General features: G+C 58.5%; 1 protein-coding gene. It reads left to right on the top strand.

The genetic code is table 11. The features are described from left to right. Positions 1–1,425, top strand: a 1,425-nt coding sequence (locus tag INT22_RS11045; protein ID WP_193068231.1) for an ATP-binding protein, incomplete at its 5' end; no start/stop codon positions are given. Positions 1,426–1,456 lie beyond the last annotated feature (31 nt).

Genomic DNA, 1,456 nt, shown 5'->3' with positions numbered 1-1,456 from the left:
GAGAAGTACTTGGTGCAGCCTCGTCATGTCGAAGTACAGGTATTCTGCGACCGCTACGGCAATGGCGTGTACCTATTCGAACGGGATTGCAGCGTTCAGCGCCGCCATCAGAAAGTCATAGAAGAAGCGCCCGCTCCTGGCATGACGCCCGAACTGCGCAGTGCGATGGGCGACGCTGCCGTTCGCGCGGCAAAAGAAATTGGCTATGTGGGCGCAGGTACTGTGGAGTTTCTGCTCGACGCCGACGGTTCGTTCTACTTTATGGAGATGAACACCCGCCTGCAGGTTGAGCATCCCGTTACTGAAATGATTACCTGCCAGGATTTGGTCGAATGGCAGCTGCGCGTTGCGATGGGTGAACCACTCCCCTGCACACAAGACGAGCTCACCATCACCGGCCACAGTTTTGAAGCGCGCCTGTATGCCGAAGACCCGGAGCAAGACTTCCTACCGGCCACCGGTTTGTTGACTCGCTTCGCCTTGGACCTAGAAGGTGCCGACTTAGATAGCGATCAGGTCCGTTTAGACAGCGGCGTAGAAAGTGGCGATGTGGTTTCCATGCACTACGACCCCATGCTGGCCAAACTGATTGTTCACGGCGCTGACCGGGATGCGGCGCTAGCCACTCTCAACCGAGCGTTGGCGGCGCTGGATGTACAGGGCGTGGTGACGAACCGCGCCTTCCTGCAACGCTTGGCAAATCACCCCGGCTTTAAAAACGTCGAGCTAGACACGCGTTTTATCGAACGCAACGAAGCCACGCTGTTTGCTCCGCGCAGCTACTCTACCGAGGCGTATGCCAGCGCCGCGCTGATCGGCCTGAACCAGCTGGCCAAAGAGTGCGAGAGCGACTCTCCGTGGGATCGCCACGACGGTTTCCGCTTGAATGCCCCCCATACCATTCGTATTGCGCTGTGTGACCCGGCAAGTGCCCAGGCAGCCGACAGCGACGAAGCGGTGGTGATTGTTGAAGGTAAGCGCGAAAGCGGCGAATCGCTGTGGAATCTGACCATCGGTGATCAAACGTTGACCGCTAGCCTACAATCGCTGACAGGTGATGCGGTCGCCGTCACGCTAAACGGCCACCGCCGTCGTCTACAGGCACGCCGCGATGGCCATATCGTGGTGATGGCTGAACCTAGTGGCGAAACACGCCTCTTCTGGCGACGTATTGATGCCATTGACCACGGTCACCATGAAGCCGAATCAACGCTCACCGCCCCCATGAATGGCACCGTTGTCGCGCTGCTGGTAGAGCCTGGCGCGGCGGTCGAGAAAGGCATGCCGTTGATGGTCATGGAAGCGATGAAGATGGAGCACACCATGACCGCGCCTGCCGATGGTAGCGTGGAGACGTTCCACTTCCAGTCGGGCGATACCGTGAGTCAAGGTGACGTGCTACTCGACTTTGCCCCCAACGAATAGGAGCTAACCGATGGCACTGCCTACGTCTATT

Source organism: Halomonas sp. 3D7M (assembly GCF_014897885.1).
Classification (GTDB): Bacteria; Pseudomonadota; Gammaproteobacteria; order Pseudomonadales; family Halomonadaceae; genus Vreelandella.
Note: the sequence above shows the minus strand (reverse complement) of the source record. Positions and strands in the feature narration are given on the sequence as shown.